The 26,932-nt window shown below is 61.3% G+C and carries 22 protein-coding genes; 10 read left to right on the top strand and 12 right to left on the bottom strand.

The genetic code is table 11. The annotated features are described in order from the left end of the window. Positions 1-8: 8 nt before the first annotated feature. The 3 genes from GH665_RS14135 to GH665_RS14145 form a co-directional block, all read right to left on the bottom strand. Entirely contained in the window at positions 9-830 is an 822-nt protein-coding gene (locus GH665_RS14135; RefSeq protein ID WP_153136384.1) for a 2-keto-4-pentenoate hydratase, read from the bottom strand. Beyond that, the gene (locus GH665_RS14140; RefSeq protein WP_153136385.1) at positions 827-2,317 is read right to left on the bottom strand and encodes a 2-hydroxymuconic semialdehyde dehydrogenase; all 1,491 of its coding nucleotides are present in this window, start codon (positions 2,315-2,317) and stop codon (positions 827-829) included. Before GH665_RS14140 ends, GH665_RS14135 begins: the two co-directional genes overlap by 4 nt. 270 nt (positions 2,318-2,587) lie before the next feature. Next, a complete protein-coding gene (locus GH665_RS14145; protein ID WP_153136386.1) occupies positions 2,588-3,658 on the bottom strand; it encodes an IS30 family transposase in 1,071 nt (356 codons plus the stop codon). Positions 3,659-4,115: 457 nt separating this feature from the next. Here GH665_RS14145 and GH665_RS14150 point away from each other — a divergent pair, with 457 nt between their 5' ends. Next, entirely contained in the window at positions 4,116-5,366 is a 1,251-nt protein-coding gene (locus GH665_RS14150) for an IS256 family transposase (RefSeq protein ID WP_153134964.1), read from the top strand. Positions 5,367-5,582: 216 nt separating this feature from the next. Here GH665_RS14150 and GH665_RS14155 read toward each other — a convergent pair whose 3' ends face one another. Further along, the gene (locus tag GH665_RS14155) at positions 5,583-6,545 is read right to left on the bottom strand and encodes a LysR substrate-binding domain-containing protein (RefSeq protein WP_153136387.1); all 963 of its coding nucleotides are present in this window, start codon (positions 6,543-6,545) and stop codon (positions 5,583-5,585) included. A 203-nt stretch (positions 6,546-6,748) separates the two neighbouring features. Between GH665_RS14155 and GH665_RS14160 the strand changes: the two genes are divergently transcribed. Next, the gene (locus GH665_RS14160; RefSeq protein ID WP_042324250.1) at positions 6,749-6,910 is read left to right on the top strand and encodes a DUF1328 domain-containing protein; all 162 of its coding nucleotides are present in this window, start codon (positions 6,749-6,751) and stop codon (positions 6,908-6,910) included. Between the two features lie 132 nt (positions 6,911-7,042). On the opposite strand, the gene GH665_RS14165 is transcribed toward GH665_RS14160, so the two are convergent. Then, positions 7,043-7,672, bottom strand: a complete 630-nt coding sequence (locus GH665_RS14165) for a GNAT family N-acetyltransferase (RefSeq protein WP_153136388.1) — start codon at positions 7,670-7,672, stop codon at positions 7,043-7,045. A gap of 132 nt (positions 7,673-7,804) precedes the next feature. Next, the gene (locus GH665_RS14170; protein ID WP_153138464.1) at positions 7,805-8,710 is read right to left on the bottom strand and encodes a LysR substrate-binding domain-containing protein; all 906 of its coding nucleotides are present in this window, start codon (positions 8,708-8,710) and stop codon (positions 7,805-7,807) included. 102 nt (positions 8,711-8,812) lie between these two features. Between GH665_RS14170 and GH665_RS14175 the strand changes: the two genes are divergently transcribed. Then, the gene (locus GH665_RS14175) at positions 8,813-9,703 is read left to right on the top strand and encodes an EamA family transporter (RefSeq protein ID WP_153136389.1); all 891 of its coding nucleotides are present in this window, start codon (positions 8,813-8,815) and stop codon (positions 9,701-9,703) included. Between the two features lie 28 nt (positions 9,704-9,731). On the opposite strand, the gene rfbC is transcribed toward GH665_RS14175, so the two are convergent. Together rfbC and GH665_RS14185 are read right to left on the bottom strand one after the other, a co-directional pair. Then, entirely contained in the window at positions 9,732-10,283 is a 552-nt protein-coding gene (rfbC, locus tag GH665_RS14180; protein WP_025496572.1) for a dTDP-4-dehydrorhamnose 3,5-epimerase, read from the bottom strand. A 144-nt stretch (positions 10,284-10,427) separates the two neighbouring features. Beyond that, positions 10,428-11,423, bottom strand: coding sequence for a GlxA family transcriptional regulator (locus GH665_RS14185; protein WP_153136390.1), 996 nt, complete (start codon positions 11,421-11,423; stop codon positions 10,428-10,430). Positions 11,424-12,186: 763 nt separating this feature from the next. Here GH665_RS14185 and GH665_RS14190 point away from each other — a divergent pair. The 6 genes from GH665_RS14190 (at position 12,187) to GH665_RS14215 (ending at position 20,781) form a co-directional block, all read left to right on the top strand. Next, positions 12,187-12,561, top strand: a complete 375-nt coding sequence (locus GH665_RS14190) for a hypothetical protein (RefSeq protein ID WP_102857337.1) — start codon at positions 12,187-12,189, stop codon at positions 12,559-12,561. A 387-nt stretch (positions 12,562-12,948) separates the two neighbouring features. Continuing rightward, the gene (locus GH665_RS14195; protein ID WP_025496417.1) at positions 12,949-13,872 is read left to right on the top strand and encodes a LysR family transcriptional regulator; all 924 of its coding nucleotides are present in this window, start codon (positions 12,949-12,951) and stop codon (positions 13,870-13,872) included. A gap of 16 nt (positions 13,873-13,888) precedes the next feature. Then, positions 13,889-14,563, top strand: a complete 675-nt coding sequence (locus GH665_RS14200) for a response regulator transcription factor (protein WP_153136391.1) — start codon at positions 13,889-13,891, stop codon at positions 14,561-14,563. A gap of 249 nt (positions 14,564-14,812) precedes the next feature. Continuing rightward, positions 14,813-18,094, top strand: coding sequence for an efflux RND transporter permease subunit (locus tag GH665_RS14205; RefSeq protein ID WP_153136392.1), 3,282 nt, complete (start codon positions 14,813-14,815; stop codon positions 18,092-18,094). Then, positions 18,084-19,298, top strand: a complete 1,215-nt coding sequence (locus GH665_RS14210; protein ID WP_153136393.1) for an efflux RND transporter periplasmic adaptor subunit — start codon at positions 18,084-18,086, stop codon at positions 19,296-19,298. The genes GH665_RS14205 and GH665_RS14210 overlap by 11 nt, the downstream gene beginning before the upstream one ends. Continuing rightward, positions 19,291-20,781 carry an efflux transporter outer membrane subunit gene (locus tag GH665_RS14215; protein WP_153136394.1) on the top strand — a complete coding sequence of 497 codons (1,491 nt, stop codon included), beginning with the start codon at positions 19,291-19,293 and terminating at the stop codon, positions 20,779-20,781. Before GH665_RS14210 ends, GH665_RS14215 begins: the two co-directional genes overlap by 8 nt. A 133-nt stretch (positions 20,782-20,914) precedes the next feature. Here the strand turns inward: GH665_RS14215 and GH665_RS14220 are convergent, their stop codons facing one another. Next, positions 20,915-22,093: a porin gene (locus GH665_RS14220; RefSeq protein ID WP_153136395.1), complete on the bottom strand. Its 1,179-nt coding sequence runs from the start codon at positions 22,091-22,093 to the stop codon at positions 20,915-20,917. Between the two features lie 326 nt (positions 22,094-22,419). Here GH665_RS14220 and GH665_RS14225 point away from each other — a divergent pair, with 326 nt between their 5' ends. Continuing rightward, entirely contained in the window at positions 22,420-22,695 is a 276-nt protein-coding gene (locus tag GH665_RS14225) for a DUF4148 domain-containing protein (protein WP_153136396.1), read from the top strand. 311 nt (positions 22,696-23,006) lie between these two features. Here the strand turns inward: GH665_RS14225 and GH665_RS14230 are convergent, their stop codons facing one another. The 3 genes from GH665_RS14230 to GH665_RS14240 all read right to left on the bottom strand — a co-directional run bounded on the left by GH665_RS14230 (position 23,007) and on the right by GH665_RS14240 (position 26,917). Further along, a complete protein-coding gene (locus tag GH665_RS14230; protein WP_408277201.1) occupies positions 23,007-24,110 on the bottom strand; it encodes a porin in 1,104 nt (367 codons plus the stop codon). Positions 24,111-24,850: 740 nt separating this feature from the next. After that, positions 24,851-25,981, bottom strand: a complete 1,131-nt coding sequence (locus GH665_RS14235; RefSeq protein ID WP_153134963.1) for an IS481 family transposase — start codon at positions 25,979-25,981, stop codon at positions 24,851-24,853. Positions 25,982-26,206: 225 nt separating this feature from the next. Beyond that, a complete protein-coding gene (locus GH665_RS14240) occupies positions 26,207-26,917 on the bottom strand; it encodes a response regulator transcription factor (protein WP_153138466.1) in 711 nt (236 codons plus the stop codon). Positions 26,918-26,932 lie beyond the last annotated feature (15 nt).

Raw genomic sequence — 26,932 nt, forward strand, 5'->3', positions numbered from 1 at the left:
GTTTCCGTTCACGATGCGGATTCCGCGTGATGGGCAAAACTCGCGCTCACGGAGCCGAGTCCTTCGATGTGGGCGGTGAAGACGTCGCCGGCGCTGACGCCGACCATCGGTCCAAGCGCACCCGTTAGCACGATGTCGCCCGCCTTCAACGGCGCGCCGACCCGGGTCATCGTGTTGGCGAGCCACACGGCCGCGTAAAGCGGATTGCCGAGGCACGCCGCACCCACGCCGATGCTCACCTGATCGCCGCGCCGCTCCATGACCATGCCGCAGTTGATTGCGTCGAAAGCATCAAGCTTGACGGGGCGATTGCCGAGCACGAACAGACCACTCGACGCGTTGTCGGCGACGGTATCCGTCAAACGGATATCCCAGTTGGCAATCCGGCTGCCAACGATCTCGATGGCGGGCAACGCATACGCGGTTGCACGAATCAGGTCGGCGATCGTATGCCGTTCATGCGGCAGATCGTGCGCGAGTATCAGCGCGATCTCGGTTTCCACTTTGGGTTGCTGCGTGCGCGACATCGCGATTTCTTCACCATCGGCGATCGACATATCGTCGAAAAGCATGCCGAAGTCCGGTTGATCGACACCGAGTTGCGCCTGCACCGCTTTCGACGTAAGACCGATCTTGCGCCCTACGAGGCGCCGGCCGCTCGCCAGCTTACGTTCGGTATTCAAACGCTGCACCGCGTAAGCGGCTTCGAGCGCATCGCCACCGAGTTCCGCGATGGCCGCGCGCACCGGCGCGACCGGTGTGCCGTTCTGCTGCGCCTGCCAGAGTGTGTTTGCGATCCGCTGCGCGGCGTTCAGGTCGATCTCGCTCATGCGATCCTCACGCAAACGTTGGTCAGTTCCGAATAGAAGTCGAGCGAATGACGTCCGCCTTCACGGCCGATGCCCGAGAGCTTGGTACCGCCAAACGGCGTGCGCAAATCGCGCACGAACCACGCGTTGACCCAGACGATGCCGGTTTCGATCTGCCGCGCCACACGATGACCGCGTGAGAGCTGCGTCGTCCAGATGCTGGCGGCGAGGCCGTAGGCGCTGTCGTTCACGCGTCCGATCACTTCGTCTTCGCTATCGAACGGTGCGATGTGGCACACAGGTCCGAAGATTTCTTCTTTGACGCAACGCGCATCGTCGGACAGACCGGTCCAGATAGTCGGCATCACGAAGGCGCCCTGATCGCGCGCGTCGCCGAATTGCGGAACGTTGCCGCCGGTTACGACCGTTGCGCCCTCTTCGACTGCGAGACGGAAGTACGACAGTACTTTCTCACGATGGCCACGCGAGATCAGTGGGCCCATCGTGGTAGTGGGATCGTCGGGCGCGCCGACTTGAAGCGTCTCGGTTTTTTCCTTCAGGGCGGCAACGAAGCGCTCGAAGATCGGCCGCTCGACGTACACGCGCTCGCTGCACAGGCAGACCTGACCGGCATTGGTGAAGCTCGACTTCAGCACACCGGCGACGGCCGCATCGAAGTCCGCGTCGGCGAACACGACGGCGGCGTTCTTGCCGCCCAGTTCGAACGAGATTTCTTTCACGCCGTCGGCCACGGTCTTCATGATCGTGCTGCCGGTACGCGATTCACCGGTGAAGGTGATCGCACTGATATCCGGATGACGCGTGAGGAATTCGCCGGCCGCATTCGGTCCGTGACCGTGGATGAGGTTGAACACGCCGGGCGGCAAGCCGATGTCGTGCATGACTTCGGCGAGCAGCGTGGCGGAGCTGGGGGTTTCCTCCGAGGGCTTGGCGACGACGCAATTGCCCATGGCGAGGGCCGGTGCGACTTTCCAGGTGAACAGCAGCAGCGGCAGATTCCAGGGCGAGATGATGCCGACCACACCGAGCGGTTTGCGCGTGACGTAGTTGATCAGTTCGCTGCCGTCGGCGGCATGGGTTTCGAAGAATTCGCTGTTCGCGGTGCGGATGAGGTCCGCGAAGGTGCGGAAGTTCGCGATGCCGCGGGCGATATCCAGCTTGCGGGCTTGTTCGAGCGGGCGGCCGGTGTCGGCGACTTCTGCAGCGACGAAATCGTCGAAACGGGCTTCGATGCCGTCGGCGATTTTATGCAGCCAGTCGGCGCGTTCCGCCGGTTTGGTGTTGCGCCAGCCGGCGCGTTGGGCGCTGGCTGCGGCGCGGACGGCGGCATCGACGGTTGCGGCGTCGGCTTCGCAGACTTGCGCGAGTTCGCGGCCGTCGACCGGGCTGATGTTAGGGAAGGTGTTGGCTGTGGCGACGAATTCGCCGTTGATGTAATGGCGAAGTAATGGTTGAGCGCGCTGCGCGGCGGCCGGGGTGAGGGTCACGACGTCTCCTGCTCGATTGAGGTGTTTGCAGGAGTCTAAAGGGGGCCTCGCGGGGGCGGTAATCAAAGATTGGGTGGTGGGTATGCTAAAGGGGAATACCAGACATAAAGGGTGGGTTTTTGCCTGCCCGGCTGGGGGCCTTCGCGGCGCTTTTTGGCTGTTTGTTTATGGCGTTGGCCTTTCCTTGCTGTGTTAGTGGTCTATTAGCGTTCCCCCTGTGCGGGGGGCACCTACTTTTCTTTGCCTGCCGCAAAGAAAAGTAGGGCGGTTTCAAATACCAAGTGCAACAGCCGGGTCGATAACAATTCCCTGTCTGGCGCAGTTATCAATGAAGACCTCGCCGGGCCGGCGCCAGCCGAGTGTTTTGCGAGGTCGCCGATTCAGGTTCAGCGCGATGGCATCGAGTTCGCGCTGCGTGAACTTTGACAGGTCCACGCCCTTCGGCAGGAACTGGCGCAGCAACCCATTGGTGTTCTCGCAGATACCGCGTTGCCAGGGACTATGCGGATCACAGAAATACACCTTGATACCGGTTGTTTCGGCCAGCTTCTTGTGTAGCGCCATTTCCTTGCCCTGATCGTAAGTCAGGGTCTTCAGCAAATCCGGATCGAGCGGCGCAAACGCCGCACTGTACGCCTTGAGCGCGGCTTCGGCGGTGCTGTCCTCCATCTTCACCAGCATCACGAACAGCGTGCTGCGATCGATCAGTGTGCCCACTGCCGAACGGTTGCCCGCACCCTTGATCAGATCCCCCTCCCAATGTCCGGCAATCCGCCGCTCATTGGCCTCCGGAGGCCGGATATGGATGCTAGCCATATCGACCAGTTTGCCCCGTCGGTCTTCGCCTCGCGTGCGCGGCTTGCGCGTGCTACGCCCCTGTCTTAACAGACCCACCAACTCGCGCTTGAGTTCTCCACGCGGCATGGCGTAGATGGCGTTGTAGATGGTTTCGTGTGAGGCATTCAAGGCAGGTTCGTCTGGATGGGTACGTTTGAGTTCGGCAGAAATCTGTTCGGGCGAGTGACACTCGTCCAGATGCTGACGCACTTCAGCCCACAGGGCTCCTTCAGGCTGTAGCTTGCGTTCGCGACGCGGCTTATGACGAAGCTGTGCAGCCCTGCGCCCGGCCGATGTTGCATTGTATCCACCCGCAACCGGCGGCCTGCCCAGTGCGCCGCGTTCGTGCTTCGGCTTCCAGTTATTGCGCATCAACTCCCGACTGATCGTGCTGCGCGAGCGCTGCAAAGCGAGCGCAATCTCGCTTGATTTGCGATTCTCCATCTTCATCGCAAAGATCACGCCGCGCTCTTCGACGCTCAGATGTTCGTATATTTTTCCCATGCAACGCATCCTAACTGAGGCTGTTGCACTTGTATTTTGAAACCGCCTAGGCAAAAGAAAGCGGCTCACACCGCTAATTCTTAAGCGGGTCCCCCGCGCAGCCACGGTAGTGGTGCATCTGGAATCTGTCGCCTCGCACACTCCGCGCCGTTGACAAAGGATTCATCAGCTCCCACTCCGCACTACGTGCGTCGCGGACGGGTCTGCCAGGGAAACCAGGGGGCGCGCAGCGCAGCGGGAGCAAAAGATAGGCGACTGGTTTTATGAACTGGGTATCGGCGCGCGCAGCGCCGCCGGAGGTATGACGCCCTTGTCACTGAGGCGGAATGTGCGAGAACACAGATTCCAGATGCACCACTACCGTGGCTGTGCGGGGGACCCGCTTATGAGCTAGCGGTTTGAGCGGGCCTGTCAGTAATTTCGTGTTTGAGGCATAACATGTCGCCAAGGAGTGACTATGCCTCGCAAACCGAAAGCCAAGCCGGTAGACCTGCCGGCAATTCCTGCCGAGCTGCTTGAACAGTTCGGCAACGGCCCGATGACGGCCGAAGCCATCAATGCCGCCACGATGGCGCTCAAGAAGGCCCTGATCGAGCGTGCGCTGGGTGGCGAGATGAACCACCATCTCGGCTATCCGTCGGGCGCCGCCAGGCCGGCCCACGCCACGAACCAGCGCAATGGCCGTGGTGCCAAGACGGTTCTGACCGAAGACGGTCCAATCCGCATCGAGGTGCCCCGCGACCGTGATGGCAGCTTCGAGCCGATATTGATCCCCAAGCATGAACGCCGCTTCACCGGCTTCGACGACAGGATCGTGGCCATGTACGCGCGTGGCATGACGGTCCGGGAGATTCAGGGTTTCCTGCAAGAGCAGTACGGCACCGAGGTCTCGCCTGATTTCATCAGCTCGGTGACCGACGAGGTGATGGCCGAAGTGAGCGCCTGGCAAACCCGGCCGCTCGAGCCCATGTATCCGGTCGTGTTCTTCGATGCCTTGCGCGTCAAGATCCGCGAAGACGCCGTGGTACGCAACAAGGCGGTCTATCTGGCACTGGGCGTGCTGCCGGACGGCACACGCGACATTCTCGGACTCTGGATCGAAGGCACCGAAGGCGCCAAGTTCTGGATGAAGGTCTTCAATGATCTGAAGACGCGCGGCGTCAACGACATCCTGATCGCCGTCACGGATGGTCTCAAGGGCATGCCCGAAGCACTGGCCGCCGTGTTCCCGGCCACCACGCTGCAGACCTGCATCGTCCATCTGATCCGTAATAGCCTGGATTATTCGAGCTGGAAAGATCGTCGGGCACTGGCCGCAGCGATCCGTCCGATCTACACGGCACCCAGCGCGGAAGCGGCCGAAGCTGAACTCGACGCGTTTGCCGATGGGCCATGGGGCCAGAAACTCCCGATGATTGGCATGGCCTGGCGCAGTGCCTGGGACCGCGTGATCCCGTTCTTTGCGTTTCCCCCCGCGATACGCAAGATTATTTACACCACAAATGCCATTGAGAGCATCAATGCCCAGTTGCGCAAGATCATCAAGACCCGCGGCCACTTCCCGAGTGCCGAGGCCGCCACCAAGCTCATCTGGCTGGCCTTGCGAAATATCACGGCGAACTGGGGACATGCCGCTCACGACTGGAAGACGGCCATGAACCAATTCGCTATCCTCTATCAGGATCGCTTCATCAGATCACCCGTGTAATTCTCCAAACGCCTTAAACACGGAAATTCTGACACCCCCGTTTGAGCCGCTTTCTCTTGCCTACTTCTCTTTGCGGCGGCAAAGAGAAGTAGGTGCCGCCCCGCACAGGGGCAACGCTAATAGACCACTAACACAACAAGGAAAGGCCAACGCCATAAACAAACAGCCAAAAAGCGCCGCGAAGGCCCCCAGCCGGGCAGGCAAAACCCAAACCCTTTACCCCCCCTCAGCCCGCGCAGCCACCCCCCGTAAACACTCAACAAAAGCCTGACAAGCCGCACTCAACTCCTTGTTCGACCGCACCGAAAACCCCACAGTCCCAAACGCGCCGCTCTCAGGCAAATCCAGAATCCGCAACAACCCCGCATCTTCAAACTGCTGCGCCGCGACCCGCGGCATCAACGCAATCCTCGGCGTATCGAGCAGCAAGCCAATATTGGTCAACAACGACAACGACTCGACAATGTCCGTGGGCAACGGCAACCCCGCCGCCCGGAACAGATGCTCCGCAGCCAGGCGTGCCGGCGAATCCGGAGTCGGCAGAATCCACGGCGAACCGACCAGATCGGATAAATGCGTCACACCAGCCGGCTCAGGCCCATACCCCTTGCCCACCACCACGCACAACGACTCGTCGAACAACGCCTCGTGCGTCAACGGAAAAGCACTCGCAATCGGCAACTCACGCTCAGGCAAACGCCCAACCACAATGTCGAGGTCCCCCGTCGCCAGCGCCGGAAACAGATGGGCCGTCGTGCCCTCGCGCACCGTCACCAGAACATTCGGCGTGCGCGCCTTCAACATGCCAATCGCCGCAGGCAACAGCCGCGCCGATGCCGAGATCAGCGTACCGACGATCACGTGCCCACTCGTACCTAGCCGGAAATCGTTGAGCTCGTCGGTCATATAGCGCAACTCCGCCATCAGCGACTTGACCCGCCGGCCAAGCAGCAAACCCAGCTCAGTCGGCACGACGCCACGATTCGAGCGCGCGAACAGCGCGCCGTCGAAACAGGATTCGAGTTCGTGGATCACCTTGGTGACAGCCGGTTGCGTCAAGCGCATCTCGTTGGCCGCGCGCACGACGGAACGCGTCTCCAGCACGCGTTCGAAGATCATCAGCTGATTGAGCTTCAGCTTGCGGATCAGGGAGATCTCGCTGAGCGGATTGTGTTGCATGGCAAGGGTGGCCGGGAATCGATGATCCGCGATGGTAACAGCACGGAATCGACTGGCCGATTAGGGGCACCCCCTGCTCTCCTCTCCCTGGGCACGCCTATTGCTGTATATCGCTCGCCGGCGAAAACCCGTCAAAGCACGCTGTGCCCACAACGAGCGGCCGTTTTTAACTTCAATCCAGCAATCCATCGGTGGGAGGCCCCATGCTTCGATACGCTGTAATCTTCTTCATCATCGCGATCATCGCCGCGGTATTCGGCTTCGGCGGCATCGCCGCAGGCGCGACGGAAATCGCCAAGATCCTGTTCTTCATCTTCGTGGTGATCTTCCTCGTCACCCTGCTGATGGGCGTGATGCGACGCTGACCATCAGGTCAGCCAGGCAAGCGAAGAAACACCCGCCCCGGCGCGTGGATTCGCAGCGTGTTGCAATACTTGCCTCACGGCATTGCAATAGTTGCTGCCCGCTCCGGGGGTTTTTACCGCGACACCATCCCCTCACGCCGCGCGCGCAATCCGCGCCGGCACAGTCAACCGATGCGACCAGTTCGCAAGCGTGCGCGTCGCCACCGGCGGCTTGCTCAAAATCGCGCTGTCGTACTGCTTGCCGTCGAAGTGCACGAAATCGACGATGCGAAACCCCTGCCCCCGGTAAAACGCAATCAGATGCGCGGCCGGTTGCGGCGTATCGAGCGCGAGTTCCGCATAGCCACGCGTCGCGGCCCAGTGATCGGCGAATGCGATCAACAGGGTGCCGATGCCCCGCGCCTGCCACACAGGCTCCACGCCGAACTGGCGCAAGCTGGCAATATCATCGCGGCGGTATAGATCGCACGGCGACTCATGATCCGGCGCATACAGCGTCATCGTGCCGACCATGCGCCCCTCGCAAACCGCCACGTAACAATCGCCGCGCGTCGCGCGTGAACGTGTCGTCTCCACCGTTTGATCCACACATGTGCAATTCAAACCCATCGCGCCGAGCCGGGTGAAAGCCCGATGCAACAGCGCGGTCAACGCGACGTATGAATCGCGCGACGGATCGAAGCGGCGCAGTTCGACACGGCCCACGCCGTGATACACGTAGTCGATGCGGACAGATTGCTGCGTCGTTGCACGTTGCTTCACGTTGAACACCTCACGCTATCAAGATGCACGAAGTGTAGGTTTGGCGTGTAGGCGTCTCAAGACAAAATGTCGTAAAAACTCACATGGGACGCGCGGCGCGCATGCCTGCAAGCCGGCATCTCGTCCCAGGCACTACGCCGCCGATACCACGCACGGCTCGTTTTCCCGCAAGCCAAGATGCAATTCTTCGCAAAGGAAGGTCTGCAATGTCTGCACGGCGGCCGCCTGGGCGCCGGAGACGGGGCGCATGAAAAGCCCGAAATCGGCGGTGGGCGCATCGGGTAATCCGTCTGCCTGGCCGAGCACACGCATCGACTCCGAGCGGATATTGCCCTCGAGCAGCACCGACACACCGAGCCCTGCCTCTACTGCCGACTGCACCGCCGGCAAGCTGGTGCTGGTGCACACAATGCGCCACGCAATGCCCGCGCGCCGCAACGCCGCCAACACCAGTTGCTGCCAAAGACATGTGCCGCCGAACGCAACCACGGGCAATGGCGCGTCGCTGTCACGGCTAAAGCCGCGTGCGCCAACCCAGAAGAGCGGCTGTGTCCACGTCAATAGCGGCGGCACCGATTCGACCAGCGCAGGATCCCCAACAACCACGTCGAGGCCACCGTCAGCCAGCCGGTTCGACAACGCCGAACTGGTATCGACCACGATCTCCAGCGCCACCTGCGGATAGGCGATCGAGAAGCGCCGCAGGGCACGCGGCAGCCGGCCGACCGCGATGTCTTCCAGCATACCCAGCCGCACCGTCCCGGACACCTGCCCCGCGCTCAAAGCCCGCCGTGCATCGGCGCCCGCGCCAAGAATCGTATGCGCGAACGGCAGCAGCAGGTGCCCCGCTTCGGTGAGTTGCACGCCACGCGGCGAGCGGTCGAGCAGACGCTGCCCCAGTTCTTCTTCGAGCCGGCGCAATTGCATGCTCACCGCCGCCTGGGTACGCGCAAGGCGCGCCGCCGCCACGCCCACGGCGCCGGTCTCCGCCACGGTAACGAACGCCCGCAGGAGACTGCTGTCGAGATCTCGGGTCATCATTTTTTTTGAAGTGGTCATAAGAAATATCAACTTATCTTAATACCGCTTGGACCGATAAGATAGCGTCCAATAAATCCGCAGAGCGTCAACGAGGCCACGATGCAGGACACCACCATCAAACCGGCGCTGAATTCCACATCCATGCCGGCGAAGCCTGCCGGCGCCGCGGCGGGCGCCGCGCTCCTGTGCGTGTTGTCGATGTCGAGCGTACAGTTCGGTGCCGCGCTCTCCGCGCCGACAATGGCAACCTACGGCTCGCTCAGCACCACCTGGTTGCGTCTGTGCTGGGCCGCGGTCGTGCTTGCGTTGCTGGTTCGCCCGCGGCTCTTCACCTACTCGCGCGCGCACTGGTTCGCGGCGGGTGCGCTGGGGGCGGCGATGGCCGGCATGACGCTATGTTTTTTTGCGGCGCTTCAGCGGATTCCGCTGGGCCTCGCCGTCGCGATCGATTTTCTCGGACCCCTCACCGTCGCCACGCTCGCGGTGCGTCGCGTGCGCGCATTACTGTGGCCCATATTGGCGATTGCCGGCGTGCTGCTGCTCTCGCGCGATCGAGCCGGTTGGATCGGCGAACCGCTCGGCGTGCTGCTCGCGTTCGGCGCCGCAATCGGCTGGGGCAGCTATATCGTGCTGATGAAAAAGACCGGTGCCCTGTTCGCCGGCCTCGAAGGCTTGTCGGTTTCGCTGCTCGCAGCAGCGCTGGTCGCCACGCCATTCGGCTTCGCGCAAAGCGGCATACACATCGCCGCAGGGCAAATCGCCGCCACCGCGGGCCTCGCGTTGCTGGTTCCCCTATTACCCTACGCGCTGGAAATGGTGGCATTGCGGCATATGCCGGCCTCATCGTTTGGAATCCTGATGAGTGTCGAACCCGCAATCGGCGCACTGGCCGGATTCGTGGTGCTCCATCAACCAATGGAAAGTGTGCAGATAGCCGGTACGCTGCTGGTGGTCGCCGCGAGTGTGGGCGCCGTGGTGGCAACACGCTAACGGTGCTGGACCGCGGTTTGCGCAGCGCTCAGGCGAAATTTTCCGCTTCGTAGAGACGTCGGCCCGCTGCGTCCTTGGCGCCGAGGATCGGCTCGACTTCAATGGGCCACTCGATGCCGATATCAGGATCGTTCCACAAGATGCAGCGCTCGAGTTCGGGGAACCAGTATTCCGTAGTTTTCCACAGGCATTCGGCTACCTCGGACAGCACGACGAATCCGTGCGCAAAACCTGGCGGCACCCACACCTGCCGATAGTTCTCCGCGCTCAGGCGAGCACCGCTCCACTTGCCGAAATTCGGCGAATTGAGCCGCAAGTCCACAGCGACGTCGAACACCTCACCCACCACCACCCGCACAAGGCGGCCCTGCGGACGCTGCACCTGGTAGTGCAGGCCACGCAGCACACCACGCACCGCGCGCAAATGCCGGTCTTGCACGAAGTTGAAGCCTTGCGCGACGTCGTCGATAAACTCGTCCGCGCTGAAGCTCTCAAAGCAGAAGCCGAATTCGTCGCAGAATACCTCGGGCTCGATGAGTTTAACCTCCGGCAGCGCCGTCGCCATTACCTTGTTGCCCATCATGGCCACTGTGCTCGTTAGAAGCCTGCCCCGAGAAAACGCGGCCACCGATGCACACGCGGCTGCGCAGGTTGCTACACACACCGCGCGCTGCATGCACCCACCGGCCATGCGGCGCGCTGCTTACAAGGCGCCTGCCGAAACTCAAACCTCGCTCGCCACCCGGCTGCGCGCGCGATATTCGGTCGGCGACAGTGCCATGCGCTTGCGGAATATCTTTGCGAGGCGATCACCGTTGCCGGTGCCGCTGCGGCGCGCGATCTTGTCGACCGGCAGTTCGGTTTCGGTCAGGAAGTTGCAGGCAATCCGCAGGCGTACCTGCAGCAGATAGTCAGAAGGCGTGACCTGCATTTCATGCTTGAAACGCCGCAGGAAATTGCGCTCGCTCATCGCCGCCACTTGCGCGGCGTCCGCAACCGACACGGGACGATCGCAATTCGCCTCCATCCAGCGCGCGGCGGCACGGATTTTCTCGGCGACGCTGAGCGTGCCGCCTTCAGCCGGCAGCGGCATCCAACTGGCGCCCATGCCCGGCATGACCCGATCGGCAACGCTGCGCGCGAGTTCCGCGCCGAGGTCGCGCTTGATGAACATCAGCGCGCTGCGCGCGCAATCATTGCGATCGTTGGCGGCACTGCGCGCGGCGTCGACGGTGGCGCTGCCCAGATAGCGGTTCACCTGCAAGCCGTCGTGCTCCGCCGGACCCGCGGCTTCCAGCACGAGACGGCCCTCGCCGATCGTCTCGATCGCACGCGTACGCGTTTGCACCGACCGCAGCCAGCCCAGCAGCCGCTCGTCCAGTGCGGCCTCGTGTGCACCGTAGCCGCCTGCGATGAACAGCACGTCAAAACCGCTGCCGTAACGGGTGTCGATGCGGTCAGTCCAGATTCGCGCCGACGAGGAGCTCGCAACGCTGCCACCGTCCATCGACAGAAACTGCACTTCATAGGGCGGATCTTCGCCGGCCCGCGAGCCCGAAAGTTCGTTGGCGGTCTGAAACATCTCGACCACCGTGCCGGGTCCGAGCAGCCAGAAGCCGTCGAACAGCAACACGCCGATTCGCCGCGCTGCGCTACGTACGTTCAGCGTAGGCGTATGTAACCAGGTAATCCTCGCAGTATCCAGATGCATGTGCGGCATGATCTTTCCTCAAACTGTCGTACGTTGTGGACCCCGCTGCCCGTTGGCCGGCCGGTACAGACGAATTTAAATAACGGCGGGTGAAAACCGCCGGCAACGCCGCTTAACGGATTATGCGTGATGTTAGCGGAATGCCCTGACTTAGTAAATTTGAAAAACAAATCTACACCGAGAAAGACAACGTATGACGAAAACCATTATTTCGCGTTTCATATGAGTGCCGGCATACGATCCGCCATAGCAATGGATCATACCGGATCTGCACCAGCCATGATGCCGCAAAAGCTTACACAGACTTGCTCTGAAGCTTTCCAACCGGGTTGGAACATTTATTTCGGATGGTGGGATTTGCAATGACTATTCACCGTGATCGCGTCAAGAAATGTTTCAAACATGAACTCAACGCATCGCAAATAATGAACATTCAATCCGGCTTTTATTCGCAAATCCGGAATTTATCGGCGATAGCAATGTGACGAACCGCACATTTAATGAAACAATCCGGATTAAGCATTTCGAAACCTGGATTTCAGGCGTCTAAAAATGTTTCGATAATGAAACATCGGCTTCGTTTTCGTCTGATAAATACCCGCTTCCTTTGCTTGTTAACCGGCAAAAACATCAGATGATTAAGCATCGCGGCGGAAATCGTGCCAGCCGCCTCCTTAAACAAAGTTTCATGCCTGGATCGTGCTCTTTAAGAATTCCCCCTGCGGGGCGGCATCATAATTTACCTACCGTGAGAGCAGGAAGGAGTAGAGACATGTCGCGCCCCATGAGCATCGAGAGAGTCAACGAATATGGACAGAACGCGGTTCGCATTGCCATCGACGACCGTGCGGTACTGCTCGAAGTGGCCGATCTGGACGCCGTGATCGAGCACCTCAGCGCGCTGCGCGCCACGATGCGTCCGGAAGTGCCGAAAGAGCCGCTGCGCACTCATCAGTATGTGATCGAGATCGATCCGTGCTGGCACACTGAAAAACATCCGCTGCATGACGGCGCCGTGCTGTTCCTGCGGCATTCCGGCCTCGGCTGGGCCGGCTTCGCGCTTCCCACTGAAAGCCTCGCGAGGCTCCATCACGCCTTGACCCAGCAATTGGAAGCATCGCTCGAAGTACACGGCATGCTCAATTAAAAAACCCGGCCGGGTCAGTTGAATCAGCTGAGGCAGTTGACTCAGCCGACTCGGCCGGATCGCGATCGCGCGCGGCTTGTTGCGTTTCGCGCAGCACTGCATTTCAGATTGCGCGCCCAACACGCCGCGCCCCGCCCCTATACTTCCTCCGCCGCGTCATAGCGGTTACTGTCATTCAGGTCTCTTTCCGAAGCACGGCTCTCGCCGTGCTCTTTTTTTGTCCATTATTTAGGATTGCTGGTTGATAGAAAAATGGGTCGATGCAAAGGACATTCCTTGCAGTTCATGAACATTGCACAAAATTAAAAAAGACTTAATCCACCTAGCAGTTCCGTTTTACCTGCGATCGCCGATGATGCGCTCATCGTCCTTCTCTACTGTTCCAACATGAACCAGCTACAAGCGATGCGTGTCTTCACACGGGTGGTCGATCTCGCCAGCTTCAATCTTGCGGCGAGACAGCTAGGGATGTCCGCAGCAGCGGTCACGCGCAGCGTCGGCACATTGGAAGCGCATCTGAACATGCGCCTGCTGAACCGCACCACGCGCAGTCTTTCGCTGACCGATGTGGGTCGTGAATATCTCGACGGTTGCCGCACCATCATCGAGAAGCTCGACGAGATGGAATCGAATCTGCTGGAGACAACGCGCGATCCGCAGGGCACGTTGCGAATCGCCACGCCGATGACATTTGCGACCGCGGGGTTGGGCACGTTGCTGGCCGCGTATCGCACCCTGCATCCGCGCGTGGACTTCGACGTGACGACGTTCGACACGCATATCGATCTGGTGGAAGGTGGTTTCGATGTATGTTTCTCCGACGACCGGCGGCTCGCCAACTCCTCGCTGGTGAGCCGTATGCTGACCAGCATCGATGAAATGACGGTCGCCTCCCCGGCCTATCTGGCACGTCACGGCACGCCTCGCGATCCCGCCGCGTTGAACCGCCACGGCCTGCTGACCGTCTCCGACGGTTCGTCGCGCGCGTGGGAGTTCTCAGACGCCGACGGCATCTACCGCGTCAATACCGGTAGCGCGCTCACCGCCACGAGCAGTGCAATGGTACGGGTGGCCGCGCTCAGCCACATGGGTATCGCGTTGCTGCCACAGCCGATCATTGCCGACGATCTCGCGCAAGGGGCACTCGTCCCCGTACTCGAGCAGTTCGAAATCAACGGCGGGCCACGTCAGGTGTCGATTCTCTATTCCGGCCGCAATTACCTGTCGATGCGCGTGCGCAGTTTCATCGACTTCGCGGTCAGCCAGTATCGCGCGCCGGACCGTCCGGTTGCACTGCGGGCAGTAGCCTGAACCAGGCTCGCACATCATGCCCAAAATACTGACGATCGAAGACGACGAGCTGATCGCCCACGACATCGTGCGCACGCTCAGCGCGAGTGGTTTCGCGGTCGACGTGGCACGCACCGGCCGCGAAGGCATGGCAAAGGTCATGGCGGGCGACTACGACGTCGTCACACTCGACCGCATGCTGCCCGACCTCGACGGCCTGACCATCGTGGCGACAATGCGGGGCGTCGGCATGGAAACGCCGGTGCTCGTGATGAGCGCGATGTCCGATGTCGATCAGCGCATTCAAGGTCTGCGCGCCGGCGGCGACGACTATCTGACCAAGCCGTTCTCGCCCGAGGAAATGTTCGCGCGCGTCGAGGTGCTGTTACGTCGCCGGCCACGTCACGCCAAAGCTGAAACGCTGCTGCGCAGCGGCTCGCTCGAACTCGATCTGGTACGCCGCAAGGTCATGTACCGGCAACGCGAACTCGACCTGCAGCCCACCGAATTCCGCGTACTCGAGTTCATGATGCGTCACGCCGGCCAGGTGCTCACGCGCACGATGATTTTCGAAGCCGTATGGGGTTGCCGCTTCGATCCCGGCACCAATCTGATCGACGTACATGTAGGCCGTTTGCGCAAAAAGGTCGAGACGCCCGGCGAGCGTCCGTTGATTCGCACCATTCGCGGTTCGGGCTATCTGTTCGGCTGACGCCGCTCTACTCGCAGGTTTTCTGACCAGGCTTTAGCGCTGCATGCAGCGCTAAAGCCGTTGCAACGCGAGTATCGGCGCAATCACGCACATCGTCCCGGCTTCCTAAAACTAGTTTCATTTGTTTAGTCCACGACTGTTAGGACTCGCTCTCCAGAATGCCGTTACCGGGCCCGCGCAATTGGTGCGTGCCCTAACCGCCACACGCCCGCGCAGATTCAATCGCGCCTCTGAACGGAGCAGCCTTCGATGTTAAAAATAGTCCGGTTGGCTTTGACCCGGCCCTACACGTTCATCGTGCTTGCGATGCTGATCCTGTTGGTCGGCCCGCTTGCCGCATTGCGAACGCCGACGGATATCTTTCCCGACATCCGCATTCCCGTGATCAGCGTGGTCTGGAACTATGCCGGCCTGCAACCGGACGATATGTCCGGACGCATCGTCACCTACTACGAACGCACGCTCGGCACGACGGTGAACGACGTCGCGCATATCGAGTCGCAATCGTTTCGCGGCTACGGCATCGTCAAGATATTCTTCCAGCCGACCGTGGATATCCGCACCGCCACCGCACAGGTGACCTCGGTTTCGCAAACCGTGCTCAAGCAGATGCCGCCGGGCACCACGCCGCCGCAGATTCTGAACTACAACGCGTCGACCGTGCCGGTGCTGCAACTGGCGTTGACCAGCAACACGCTCGACGAACAGAAGCTCGCCGACTACGCGACCAACTTCATTCGTCCGCAATTGCTGAGCGTGCCCGGCGTAGCGATTCCGACACCGTACGGCGGCAAGACCCGTGAAGTACAGATCGATCTCGATCCACAGGCACTGCAGGCGAAAAAGCTCTCCGCCAACGACGTCGCGACCGCCCTCGCACAGCAGAACCAGATCATTCCGGCCGGTACCGAGAAGATTGGCCGCTTCGAATACAACATCAAGCTGAACAACAGCCCGCTCGCGCTCGACGAACTGAATGCGCTGCCGATCAAGACGGTGGACGGCGCAACAATCTATATCCGCGACGTGGCTCACGTGCGCGACGGCTATCCGCCACAAGGCAACGTAGTGCGGGTGGACGGTCATCGCGCGGTGCTGATGAGCATTCTGAAGAATGGCTCCGCGTCGACGCTCGACATCATCTCCGGGGTCAAGGCGCAGTTGCCGCGTATTGAAGCGACGCTGCCGCCCGGCCTGAAGCTCGTGACGATGGGCGATCAATCGACCTTTGTGAAAGGCGCCGTCAGCGGCGTGGCGCGTGAAGGCGTGATCGCCGCCGCGCTCACTTCGCTGATGATTCTGCTGTTCCTCGGCAGCTGGCGCTCGACGCTGATCATTGCGGCGTCGATTCCGCTCGCCGTGCTGGCCGCCATTGCCGGTCTCGCCGCCATGGGCGAAACGCTCAACGTGATGACGCTCGGCGGCCTTGCGCTCGCGGTCGGGATTCTGGTCGACGACGCCACCGTCACAATCGAAAACATCAACTGGCATCTCGAGCAAGGCAAGGACGTGCGCAGCGCGATTATGGACGGCGCCGCGCAGATCGTCGCCCCCGCGTTCGTGTCGCTGCTGTGCATCTGCATCGTGTTCGTGCCGATGCTGCTGCTTAACGGCATCGCCCGCTTCCTGTTCGTACCGATGGCCGAAGCAGTGATCTTCGCGATGATCGCGTCGTTCATTCTCTCGCGTACGTTCGTGCCGATGATGGCGCAGTACCTGTTGCGCCCCCATGCGTCGGGCGGCCACGCCTCCGGCGAACTGGCCGCGGTGATGGACCCGCACGGCGGCCACGCGCATGCGGCGCCCTCGCGCAATCCGCTGGTGCGCTTTCAACGTGGCTTCGAGCGGCGTTTCGAGCGCGTGCGCAGCGTGTACCGGATCGTGCTCGGTCTTGCGCTCACGCATCGCAAACGCTTCGTGGCGGGCTTCCTGGTCGTGGTCGGCGCGTCCTTCCTGCTCGCGCCGTGGCTCGGCCGCAATTTCTTCCCCGATATCGACTCCGGCGCAATCTCGATCCACGTGCGCGCCCCGATCGGCACACGGGTCGAAGATACCGCCGCGGAATTCGACCGGATCGAGAACGCTGTGCGCCGCGCGATTCCGCCCGACCAGTTGCGCAGTATCGTCGACAACATCGGCCTGCCCAATAGCGGTATCAACCTGACCTATAACAACAGCGGCACCACCGGACCGCAGGACGGCGACATTCTCATCTCGCTGGACGAGAACCACCAGCCGACCGCCCACTTTGTGCGCGAGCTCCGCGAAACACTGCCGCGCCAGTTTCCGGGGACAACTTTCGCGTTCCTGCCGGCCGATATCGTCAGCCAGATCCTGAATTTCGGCGCACCCGCGCCGATCGACCTGCAGGTGGCAGGACCGAATCAGGCAGCCAATCATCGCTACGCCAACGAGGTGATGCGGCGTATGCGTCTGATTCCCGGCATTGCCGATACGCGCATCCAGCAGGCCGCGACGTATCCGCAATTCACCGTGTCGGTGGACCGTTCGCGTGCCGATCAGCTCGGCATCACCGAACAGGACGTGACCAATTCCGTGGTGGCGAGCCTCTCGGGTACGAGCCAGGTGTCGCCGACGTACTGGTTGAATCCGAAGAACGGCGTGTCGTATCCGATCGTCGCGCAGACGCCGCAATACGACATGACTTCCCTGTCGAATCTGAGCAACCTGCCGGTGACGAGCAAGAGCGGCCAGGCGCAGATTCTCGGCGGCATCGCGACCATTACACGCGGCGTCGGCAATGCGGTGGTGTCGCACTACAACATCGAACCGCTCTACGACGTGTTCGCGACCACCCAGGGTCAGGATTTGGGCGCCGTCGCAGCGAGGATTCAGAACATCGTCCATGCGACCGCGAAAGACGTGCCGAACGGCTCGATTGTCACGCTGCGCGGCCAGGTGCAAACGATGAATAGCGCGTTCCTCGGCTTGTCGCTGGGTCTGGTCGGCGCGATTCTGCTGATCTATCTGCTGATCGTCGTGAACTTCCACTCGTGGAGCGACGCGTTCGTGATCGTCACCGCGTTGCCCGCGGCGCTGGCCGGCATCGTGTGGATGCTGTTCACCACGCATACGCCGCTCTCGGTGCCCGCACTGACCGGCGCAATTCTCTGCATGGGCGTCGCGACCGCCAACAGCATTCTGGTGGTGAGCTTTGCCCGCGAACGGCTGGCGGTGACCGGTAACGCGCTGGTCGCGGCAATGGAAGCCGGTTTCACCCGCTTTCGCCCGGTGCTGATGACGGCGCTCGCGATGATCATCGGCATGGCGCCGATGGCGCTCGGTCTCGGCGACGGCGGCGAGCAGAACGCGCCGCTCGGCCGCGCCGTAATCGGCGGCCTGATCTGCGCGACCTTCGCCACGCTGCTCTTCGTACCGGTTGTGTTCAGCCTCGTGCACCGGCGCGACGCCGGCGCTCACGATCCGTCGCACGGCCCATCGCATCGCTCATCCAACGATCCCTCGCACGATCACTCATCATCCGAACCCGGAGTCCAACATGTCCACTGAGATCGAGATCAATTCGCCGAAGCGGCTGCGTCATCTGAAGCTGGTCGGTATCGTCGCGCTGCTGGCGGCAGCGGGCATCGTGACGAGCGGCATTGCCAGCCGCGTGCACGCGAAACAGGAGCTCACCACCTGGTCGGCCGAGCAAGCCGTGCCGACGGTGGTTGCATACACGCCGAAGCACGACCTCGGCGCGCAGGCGCTGGTGTTGCCCGGACGCCTCTCCGCCTTCGTCAACGCACCGATCTATGCGCGCGTATCAGGTTATCTGCATGCGTGGTATGCCGATATCGGCACGCATGTCAAAGCCGGCCAGTTGCTCGGCGTGATCGACACGCCCGACCTCGATCAGCAATTGCTGCAGGCTCGCGCCGATCTGCAGAATTCGGTGGCGAACGAAAAACTCGCTGCCTCCACGGCAAGCCGCTGGACCAAGATGCTCCAGCAGGATTCGGTCTCCCAGCAGGATGCCGACGAAAAGACCAGCGATCTGGTTGCCAAGCAGGCGACGGTAGCCGCCGCGCAAGCCAACGTGCGGCGTCTCGAAGCGCTCGAATCGTTCAAGCGCATTACCGCGCCGTTCGACGGCATCGTCACCGCGCGCACCACCGACATCGGCGCGCTCATCAATGCGGGCGGCGGCAACGGGCCTGAACTGTTCACCGTCTCCGACGCCCGTCAGTTGCGTGTCTATGTGAGCGTGCCGCAGGACGAGGCGGCCGCCATCAAACCCGGCATGACCGCCACACTCACCGTACCGGAACGGCCCGGCGTGAAGTTCAACGCCAAACTCGTCGACACCGACGACGCGATCACGCCTTCCTCGGGCACACTGCTGGTGCAGCTCGCGGTCGACAACCAGGATGGTTTGCTGATTCCCGGCGAATACACCGAGGTGCATTTTGCGTTGCCGACCAACTCGCACGCGCTGTCGATCCCGGCCAGTTCGCTTATCTTCCGGCAGGCCGGCTTGCAGGTTGCCGTAGTCGGCAACGACAACCGCGCCGTGCTCAAATCGGTGTCGATCGCCACGGATCTCGGCACGCACGTCGAGATCGCGTCGGGTCTGAATCCCACCGACCGCGTGATCGACAACCCGCCCGACTCGCTCGCGTCCGGCGACGAAGTGCGGCTCGAAAGCAAACCGGCCGGTACGACGGACACGTCGCTAGCCGAACGCCGGCCGGCGGAGAGCGCTCATGGATAAACGCCGCATCTGCATCGCACTGGCGGCCGCGGCGCTGGTGAGCGGCTGCTCGTTTGCGCCGACCTACCAGGCGCCCGCCACCAGCATCCCCACGACCTTCAAGGAAGGCGGCGCCTGGCAGCTCGCCAGACCAGCCGACCGCGTGCCGCGCGACGCGTGGTGGAGCGTCTATCGCGATCCCGTACTCGACCGTCTCGAAGTTCAGGTGGCGGCGGCCAATCCGGACGTGGCCGCCGCGATGGCGCGGCATGACGAGGCCACCGCCTATCTGTCGCAAGCCCGTTCGGGCCTGTTCCCGACCATTGGCGCGGAAGCGTCCGTCGAACGCCAAAGGCAGTCCGATAACCGCCCGCTGCGGGGCGCGGGTCAGCCCGCGGTGTACGGCACGAACACGGTCGACGTCGGCATCGGTTACGACCTCGACCTGTGGGGCAAGATCCGCAACGAGGTTTCCGCAGGCCGCTCGGCAATGCAGGCCAGCGAGGCCGATCTCCAGTCGGTGCGCCTGAGCTTGCAGGCAAATCTGGCCAGTGCGTACTTCAATCTGCGCGGGCTGGACGAGCAGCAGCAACTGCTCAACGATACGATCGACACTTACCAGCACGCGCTCAAACTCACGTTGAGCCGCCACGCGGGCGGCATTGCATCCGATCTCGACGTCTCGCGCGCGCAAACGCAACTCGACACCGCACGCGCTTCCGCGGACGACATCGCTGCACGCCGCGCCCTGTACGAGCATGCGATCGCCAGCCTGACCGGCACACCGGCGTCCTCGTTCACACTCGCACCGGAGATCGAAACGGCGTACCTGCCGTCGATTCCAACCGGCGTGCCGGCCGCGCTGCTGCAACGGCGCCCCGATATCGCGGCAGCCGAGCGGCGCGTTGCCGAGGCCAATGCGAAGATCGGCGTGGCCAAGGCAGCGTTCTTCCCGGACATTTCGCTCGGTCTCGACGGCGGCTATCAGAGCGACACGCTTTCGCCGTGGCTGATGGCGCCGAACGAAATCTGGTCGGTCGGGCCAAGCCTGGTGTTCACGCTATTCGACGGCGGGCGCCGTGAAGCGATCACACAGCAGGCTCGCGCGAAGCTCGCCGAGAACGGCGCGAAATACAAGGCGACGGTGCTGCTCGCCTTCCAGCAGGTCGAAGACAACCTGGCCCAACTGCATCATCTCGGCGACGAGGCCACGCAGCAAAACGAGGCGCTGGTGGCCGCGCAACGCACCTTGACGCTTTCGATGTCGCGCTATCGCGACGGCGTGGTCAGCTATCTGGACGTGGTGACCGCGCAAACCACCGAACTCACCACGCAGATCGACGCGCTGAACCTCACTACGCGGCGTTTGCTGGCCTCGGTGGGATTGATCGAGGCGCTGGGGGGCGGCTGGTCGCCGGACGGCGCCACGGGCACGCCTGAGGTTCAGGCGGCCAGCGTGCAGGTGGCGCATCCCAATCCCGGAGTGCTCGCGTCCGCGGATTGAACCGGCTGGCTGAAGCTGCCAGTTGAATCTGACTGCCGGGTCCGCCAATGCCATAAAAAACGTCGCCGGTGATGAACCGGCGACGTTTTTGTTTCGGGCAAGCCCACTGCAGCTTGCAGCAGGCTTGCAGCACTCAGAACCGATGCCGCATTCCCAGCGCCACCACTGCCTGCCGATCGCTCGACGAAGCCGCCAGCGAGTAGATCGACGCATTGCCCAGCACCGCGATGCCGTCCGCACCGGACACATGCTGATACACGCCTTCCAGATACACATCGGTTCGGCGCGACAACGCATAGTCAGCCTGCAACATGAACTGATTCCACTTTGGCGCGACGCTCCTGCCGTCGTCGCTGAAATGCCCGTCGGTGAACGTGTACGAGCCGCCCAGCGTGAACGCCGGTGTAATCGCGTAGCGCGCATTCAGTTCGTAGTTATTGAAGGTGAGCATATCGCCGTTGAGTGTGGAATACGCACCACCCTGGGTGATCTGATGCGGATCGTCGAGCATCGTTCGTGTGAAGACGAGGCCGACAGTCGCCGCGCCGAACGTATAGCGGCCCGCCGCGCCGAGAATGCGCTGGCGCGCGCCGGTGAAGACCGCGTCGCCGTCGCTGCTGCTCACCGCGCCGCCGGTATTGCCGGGTTGATTGACGCCACCCGGCTGGTTCACCTGCAGATAGGCGAGCGCCAGATTGAACGGACCGCCCGCCCATTGCGCGCCGAGACTATAGGCGTTGTTGTTGCTGAAACCGCCGGCCGCATTGCTGAAGGCGTAAGCGCCGCCGACCGTGAAGCCGTCATACGTCGCGCTGCGGAATTTCAGCGCGTTGTTCATGCGCAGATCGTTGTTGAGGTTGTCGTTATCGAACGGATGGTCGGCAATATTGCCGCCGAAACCCGAACCCGTCGCCGAAAGCGGCGCGACGAAATCAACGAGGAAGTCATATTGCCGGCCCATCGTCACGGTGCCCCACTGTTTGCTTGCGATACCGACCCACGCCTGACGGCCGAATTCGTCGCCGCCATTGGAGAACTTGCCGCTGTCGATATTAAAACCGTTCTCCAGATCGAAGACCGCGCTCAGTCCGCCGCCCAGGTCTTCGTTGCCACGCAGGCCCCAGCGGTCGGTACTGACGTTGCCGCTCTCCATCATCCAGTTGCTTTTGCCGCCCGTGGCCGTTTTCTGATTGCTGATGTAGTCGATGCCCGTATCGAGGGTCCCGTAGAGCGTGACACTGCTTTGCGCGTGCGCCGCCGCACCGAAGGTGCCTGCCAGGGCGACGAGTGTGGTTGCCAATGCTTTATTCATGTTTGATTCCGGGTAAGAGAAGGCGCCGGTCCGCGCATTGACGGACCGATCCCGCACACCGTGCGGGTAGCCGCAATGTAGATTTGCGCGATGACACACCCGTGATCAAAACCGGCCCATTCATGAAACGTTTTTTATGTTCATGACATGTGGCCGGAGGCCCTTTAAAACATTGCCACGGCGACGCTTGAACAGATAAATATCTTTTCATGCACACATCGCCGAACCGCTAAAGCCAGGTGACTATCCTTCTCATCAACCGATCCACGAATGCATTGCGGTTCGCGCATCGGCCCCAACCAATTTGATTTGTGAGGATTACGAACATGAAATCTCTGACGCTCGCCATCGCTTTCATCGGTGCAACCGCAACGGCTTCCGCTTTCGCTCAATCGGCCACTGCGCCCGCACAGCAAAACACCGCGCCGGCAATGCAAGTGGCACAGAACAGCACGACCGGGAGCAACGGTGCAGGATCGTGGGTTGCGCCTTACGGTCAGGCGACCGCCGGGAAGACGCGTGCACAGGTTTATCAGGAACTGGTGCATGCGGAGAAGGACGGCCAGCTCGCCTACCTGAACTCGACCCTCTACGCACACTGATCCCGATGAACAACGAAGGCCGGATGAATGATTTCATCCGGCTTAATCGTCAATCGCACCGCTGCGCCTTCTTGCCCCGAAAACATCAATGACCCTCCGTACCGCGATCAAACGATCTGCTTGCTTCGCTGTTGCCGCTGTCACAGCCGGACTGCTGTTATCCGGTTGCGCGACGACAACGACACCCACCAGCGCCGACAACTGTGTCGGTCCACCGAGTTACTGCAACGTCTATTTTGGTTCATGAACAAACGAAAAAAGAGCGCGCTACCCCTTCGGGCAGCGCGCTCTTTTACTTGACGCGGGGGCTTTTAGAACGAGTGTCGAATCCCCACCCGTCCGACGACCTGCTTGCCGTCCGACGACGGATCGAAGCCCGCGATCTGCGCAACGGCGCCGCCGCTGGCCTTCTGCAGTGCCGCGAGCGCATAGATGGCCGTGCGCTTGGACAGTTCATATTCCGCGCTCAGGTTGAGCTGTTGATACTTCGGTTCCTGATTGGTTGCGTGATCGCGGCCATCCGTGTAGGTGTAACCGGCCGCGAGGTTCAGCTGACTGGTCGCCGCGAAGGTGCCGGCAATTTCATAGTTCTGGAACTTGACGTCTTGTCCTGCATCGCCTTGCTGGAAATTGACGTTGGTGAAGTTGCCCATCACCTTGAACTTGCCGATCTGATATGAAGCACCGGCGGCAAAGATGCCCTGGCTACGGGCATTGGCCAGATAGTTTCCGTACACCGCGTTGGTGTAGCCCACGCCGTTCTGATAACTCTGGATCGACTGTTCCGGATCGTTGACGCGCAGATAGCCCGCCCCCATCGAGAACGGCCCATTCGTGTACGAGGCTGCGGCGCTATAGGCGGAGTTATTCGAGAACTGGCCGGCCTGGCCGCCGAACGAATAGAGCGCTTCACCGGTGAAGCCGCCGATGGTGGGACTCGTGTACTTCACTGAGTTGCTGACAGCGAAGCCGTTATCGAGGTTGTCCATGTCATTGGGGTGGGAGAAATACCAGCCGCCGTAGCTATCGTTGAGCGAGTACGGCTCGATAAGATCGACGACCGGGTCCCACTGCCGCCCGATCGTGACGGTGCCTGCGGTTTGACTGGCGAGACCGACGTAGGCATTACGGGAGAAGGCGAGGCCGCTGCCCAGACTGCCGTTAGTCGAGCTGAAGCCGCTTTCCAGGTCGAACACTGCGGCGAGGCCTCCGCCCAGATCTTCCTTGCCCCGGAGGCCCCAACGGCTTCCTGCGCTGACACCGCTGGCCATTTGATAGAGATGGTTGCCGTTGACGTTGCTCGCGAAGTCGATACCTGTATCGAGGATACCGTAGAGCGTGACGCTGCTTTGCGCATGCGCGGTGGAAACGGCACCGACACAGAGGAGTGCCCCGACCAGATGTGTCAGTTTCATCTTTTGTTTCATGAATCACCTTTCATTTAAATAAGGATGCCTTGCGGAACTGTGTGACCACGGGGTGAATATATCGAGGCCAGAAATGGTCGCCGCTGCAAGACAGACTTTCAGTTTTTTTGTTGGGTTTTTTGCCTGTGGCACTTCCTGGATTTGGGTTTTTGGCTCTTTGGGATTTTCTTGCCGTTGGCGGTCTGTTCTGTTGTTGGTCTTTTTGGCCTTTGGCCTTTCCTTGCTTTGTTAGTGGTCTATTAGCGTTCCCCCTGTGCGGGGGGGCACCTACTTTTCTTTGCCTGCCGCAAAGAAGAGTAGGCAAAAGAAAGCGGCTCACACCGCTAATTCTTAAGCGGGTCCCCCGCACAGCCACGGTAGTGGTGCATCTGGAATCCGTGCCCCCGCACACTCCGCGCCGTTGACAAAGGACTCATCAGCTCCCACTCCGCACTGCGTGTGTCGCGGATGGGTCTGCCATGGAAACCTGATCAATGATTTGCATAACTGATTGTTTTTTGGAGCCAGGCGTCGGCGCGCGCAGCGCCGCCGGAGGTATGACTGCCTTGTCACTAGCGCCGAATGTGCGAGGCGACAGATTCCAGATGCACCACTACCGTGGCTGTGCGGGGGACCCGCTTATGAGCTGGCGGTGTGAAGCCGCTTTCTTTGCTTATCTTTCTTTGCGGCGGTGTATAGACCGGAGACATGGTTGACAAACGTGCGGAGACATCATTGACACTTTATGGTCAGTGATTGTCGCTCCTCAGGTCAAGGGTGAGGATGCGGTGATGGGCAAACCAGAATTCAAATACGCCGTCTTCGCCCGGCTTTGCGCGTGCCGCAACCGGCAGTCCATAAAGTGCATTCGAGACCTTGAGGTGCCGTCCTTCAAAGCGTAGCCGGCCATCCGATTTAACCAGCAGCACCACGTCATCCGGGCCGTACTCCGGCTCCGGCAGGATCGATGGATACGCCCGGGGGCTCGGCCGGTAACGGCTGATGGGCGTGTCCATGCCGATCGCCTCATGCGGGCGCTCGCAGTTATATACGGTGCGCCAGCGGTCCAGTTCCTGTTGCACGTGCTGCTGGGTAGCGAAGCTTCGTCCGTTCAGTACTTCAGCCTTCAGCGTACGGTGAAACCGCTCGTCCTTGCCGTTGGTCTGCGGGTGGTAAGGCCGGCTGTAACTGATGCGGATACCCAGCCGGATCAGCCAGACGGCCAGCTCGGTGAGCTGACCCGGACTGCCAGGCGAACCCCACGGCGAGCCGTTATCGGTATTGATGCGTAACGGCAGGCCATAGTGTCCAAACGCCTCCCGTAATCCCGTCTGCACGGTAGCGGTGTCGGTGGGTCCACAGGCGCGCAGCAGGATGCTGAAGCGCGAGTGGTCGTCGAGTACCGTCAGGGGGCTGCAGCGCCCCTTCCCGAGGGTCTCAAAGTGCCCCTTGAAGTCCATCTGCCAGAGTACGTTAGGCTGCTCGTGCTCAAAGCGCTTCCAGGGTTGGCTCATCGCTGAATCGGCCGGCAGGATCAGGTTGTGCCGGTGCAGGATGTCGGTCACGGTGCTGGGCTGCGGCACCGCCTCAAGGCCCAGATCACGCAGGCGCCGGCTGATCTTGCGTCCGCCCCAGCGCGGATGGGTCTGGCGCAGCCGTACCACTTCCTGCTCCATCGCAGTGGGGGTCTTCGACGGACTGCTGAGCGGGCGTCGGGATTGATCTGCCAGCGCATGCTCGCCGCGATGGAGCCATTTGTAGCCGGTCTGCCGGCTGATGTTAAAGCGCTGGCACAGCTCGGTCATCGTCAGCGTGTCCTGACTGGCCAGATGAACAAATTCCTGTCGGAGGCTCATGGTGTCTCTTGCGTTCCAGGGCATGGTCGGGACCGGGCGTTTTAGTACCCGGAAGTGTCAACCATGTCCCCGCACACCTGTCAGCTATGTCTCCGGTCTATACACGGCGGCAAAGAAAGTAAGTGCCGCCCCGCACAGGGGCAACGCTAATAGACCACTAACACAACAAGGAAAGGCCAAAAGCCAAAAGCCAAAAGCCAAAAGCCCAGTTCAACAACAAAACCCGCCGAACAGGCAAAAAAACCACCACTACAAAACCGACACCTGATACCCAAACCGGCTAACAGTCTCAATCCTCACCTCAGGCACATCATCCGAAAGCTTCCTCCGTAACCTCGAAACAACCAGATTGACACTGGAAGGATCGACATCCTCCTTCTCGGGCCACGCATACCGGATCAATTGATCCCTCGCCACCGGCGCATTAATTTGCCTCAGCAAACATTCAAGCAGCAAAAACTCCCGTCGGGTCACGGCAACCCGCCGCCCCCCGCATACCAGCTCGCGAGTAGCCGCATCCAAAGAAGGTCCCCCAAGCGCCGGCAAAACAGAAGTAGCAGACGCCGTAGCAGAAACAAACCCGGCCCCCCGCGAGCCCCCCACCCGCTGCAAAGCAGCCATCCTCTCGTGCATTTCAATAAACGAATAAGGCTGGCAAAAACACGCATCCGCGCCGGCCCGCAAAGTCCTGGTGCGATCCTGCGCCGTAGCAGCCCCCAGCACCGCAACGATCGCAGCACCACTCCCGGCAGCAGCAAACTCCCCAATAAACCCCTGCAAGGAAGAATAAAACCCCACCTCGAGCACCATCAGAACAATCGCATCGAACGGTTCCTGCGATGCAAGAAAAACCCCATCCCGCAGATCATCGGCTCGCTGCAAACTATGGGCGCTCTCCTGCAGCGCCTTGAAAAGCCATGCAGCTTCCGGATGAGAAGGCCCAACGAACAGAACGCGCATTAACCACCCTGTCAG

Source organism: Paraburkholderia agricolaris (assembly GCF_009455635.1).
In the GTDB taxonomy this organism is placed as follows: Bacteria; Pseudomonadota; Gammaproteobacteria; order Burkholderiales; family Burkholderiaceae; genus Paraburkholderia; species Paraburkholderia agricolaris.

Excerpts from the sequence above, each read along its gene's own strand:
- GH665_RS14160 (WP_042324250.1), top strand. The coding sequence starts at position 6,749 with ATGCTTCGATACGCTGTAATCTTCTTCATCATCGCGATCATCGCCGCG.
- GH665_RS14200 (WP_153136391.1), top strand. The coding sequence starts at position 13,889 with ATGCCCAAAATACTGACGATCGAAGACGACGAGCTGATCGCCCACGAC.
- GH665_RS14220 (WP_153136395.1), bottom strand. The coding sequence starts at position 22,093 with ATGAATAAAGCATTGGCAACCACACTCGTCGCCCTGGCAGGCACCTTC.
- GH665_RS14195 (WP_025496417.1), top strand. The coding sequence starts at position 12,949 with ATGAACCAGCTACAAGCGATGCGTGTCTTCACACGGGTGGTCGATCTC.
- GH665_RS14155 (WP_153136387.1), bottom strand. The coding sequence starts at position 6,545 with ATGCAACACAATCCGCTCAGCGAGATCTCCCTGATCCGCAAGCTGAAG.
- GH665_RS14170 (WP_153138464.1), bottom strand. The coding sequence starts at position 8,710 with ATGACCCGAGATCTCGACAGCAGTCTCCTGCGGGCGTTCGTTACCGTG.
- GH665_RS14240 (WP_153138466.1), bottom strand. The coding sequence starts at position 26,917 with ATGCGCGTTCTGTTCGTTGGGCCTTCTCATCCGGAAGCTGCATGGCTT.
- GH665_RS14210 (WP_153136393.1), top strand. The coding sequence starts at position 18,084 with ATGTCCACTGAGATCGAGATCAATTCGCCGAAGCGGCTGCGTCATCTG.
- GH665_RS14190 (WP_102857337.1), top strand. The coding sequence starts at position 12,187 with ATGTCGCGCCCCATGAGCATCGAGAGAGTCAACGAATATGGACAGAAC.
- GH665_RS14135 (WP_153136384.1), bottom strand. The coding sequence starts at position 830 with ATGAGCGAGATCGACCTGAACGCCGCGCAGCGGATCGCAAACACACTC.
- GH665_RS14205 (WP_153136392.1), top strand. The coding sequence starts at position 14,813 with ATGTTAAAAATAGTCCGGTTGGCTTTGACCCGGCCCTACACGTTCATC.
- GH665_RS14230 (WP_408277201.1), bottom strand. The coding sequence starts at position 24,110 with ATGAAACTGACACATCTGGTCGGGGCACTCCTCTGTGTCGGTGCCGTT.
- GH665_RS14235 (WP_153134963.1), bottom strand. The coding sequence starts at position 25,981 with ATGCCCTGGAACGCAAGAGACACCATGAGCCTCCGACAGGAATTTGTT.
- GH665_RS14175 (WP_153136389.1), top strand. The coding sequence starts at position 8,813 with ATGCAGGACACCACCATCAAACCGGCGCTGAATTCCACATCCATGCCG.
- GH665_RS14215 (WP_153136394.1), top strand. The coding sequence starts at position 19,291 with ATGGATAAACGCCGCATCTGCATCGCACTGGCGGCCGCGGCGCTGGTG.
- GH665_RS14150 (WP_153134964.1), top strand. The coding sequence starts at position 4,116 with ATGCCTCGCAAACCGAAAGCCAAGCCGGTAGACCTGCCGGCAATTCCT.
- GH665_RS14145 (WP_153136386.1), bottom strand. The coding sequence starts at position 3,658 with ATGGGAAAAATATACGAACATCTGAGCGTCGAAGAGCGCGGCGTGATC.
- GH665_RS14225 (WP_153136396.1), top strand. The coding sequence starts at position 22,420 with ATGAAATCTCTGACGCTCGCCATCGCTTTCATCGGTGCAACCGCAACG.
- rfbC (WP_025496572.1), bottom strand. The coding sequence starts at position 10,283 with ATGGGCAACAAGGTAATGGCGACGGCGCTGCCGGAGGTTAAACTCATC.
- GH665_RS14185 (WP_153136390.1), bottom strand. The coding sequence starts at position 11,423 with ATGCCGCACATGCATCTGGATACTGCGAGGATTACCTGGTTACATACG.